The organism is Effusibacillus pohliae DSM 22757 (assembly GCF_000376225.1).
In the GTDB taxonomy this organism is placed as follows: Bacteria; Bacillota; Bacilli; order Tumebacillales; family Effusibacillaceae; genus Effusibacillus; species Effusibacillus pohliae.
In genome coordinates, this window is the sequence record NZ_AQXL01000003.1 from 1 (window position 1) to 1,108 (window position 1,108).

Consider the following 1,108-nt stretch of genomic DNA (forward strand, 5'->3'; position numbering starts at 1 on the left):
CGGCCACTACTGGTTCCCGCTATTTCATTTCCTGAAGCAGCGTGGAATCGAGGTGGTGCTTGTCAACCCGCACCACGTCAAGAAAAGCAAGGAACTGGACGACAACTCGCCGACCAAGAACGACATCAAAGATACGAAAGTCGTCGCCAAGCTCGTCATCGACGGTCGCTATACACAGCCGCAGTTGCCGGAAGGCGTTTATGCCGACCTGCGTGTGCTGATGAACCAGCGAGACCGTCTGTGCGGGGATTTGAATCGCGTGAAAGGAAGAATCCACAATTGGCTGGATCGCTTCTTTCCCGAATATAGGCAAGTGTTTGCGGCGCGTGCGGCGAAAGCGGCGGGTGAGGCAGCCCATGTAGCGGAAGGCGCACGGATAGTCGGAGAAGCGGATCGAATCGCAGCCAAAGGGGCGGAAGCCGTTTCAGCAGGTGCGCATGCTGGTGATGGAGTTGCGGCTGTAGCTCATGAGACACCCAAGTCTCTCCTACAAGGCCCGGCAGACATGCATGTATATATAGGAATAAAAGACGGGAAAGCTAGTTATGTAGGCATATCGAGAAACCTAGAAAAGCGGTTTAAGGATCACGGTAAACGATTTGAGGAGTTGCGCACAGTTACTAATGAGCCGCTTACTAGAAGACAAGCTAGAGCAATCGAACAGGCTTTAATCATTAGAAATCAGCACTTTGAAAACAAGATTAATAGCATTAGCCCGAAAAGACCGTGGTATAATGAAGCCGTACAGTGGGGAGAAACTTGGTTTAAGCATCGTGGATTTTAATGTAAGGATGTGAGAATTTGTCTTTTGATTTGTTAATAAAGATGCAACCATCCAGAAAGAAGCCAAAGTCAGGAGACGTATTTGTTATTCAACCAAAACCAAATTTATATTTTTATGGAAAAGTAATAAAAACTGATATGCCAAGTAAAAACTTAGTAATACTTTGTAATCTCATATACATTTATAGAGTGCCATCTAAGGATAAGGTACTTCCCCCCCGGTTAAATCCGATAAGACTCTCGGAATTAAAATTTCCTTACAGGCTCTAGTCTCTTGACTAGGGCCATTTATTGTTTCACCCCCAAAACAGGAGTGCGAACAAAT

The 1,108-nt window shown here is 46.1% G+C and carries 1 protein-coding gene and 1 pseudogene; both read left to right on the forward strand.

Annotation, left to right across the window (positions count from 1 at the left end; genetic code table 11):
* A pseudogene (locus C230_RS23960) lies at positions 1-343 on the forward strand (IS110 family transposase); the annotation flags it as partial.
* Between the two features lie 482 nt (positions 344-825).
* Positions 826-1,053: an Imm26 family immunity protein gene (locus tag C230_RS23740; protein ID WP_407635563.1), complete on the forward strand. Its 228-nt coding sequence runs from the start codon at positions 826-828 to the stop codon at positions 1,051-1,053.
* Positions 1,054-1,108: the final 55 nt, after the last annotated feature.

What these genes read in the sequence shown, in the direction of transcription:
- C230_RS23740 (WP_407635563.1), top strand. Translation starts at nt 826, where the DNA reads ATGCAACCATCCAGAAAGAAGCCAAAGTCAGGAGACGTATTTGTTATT.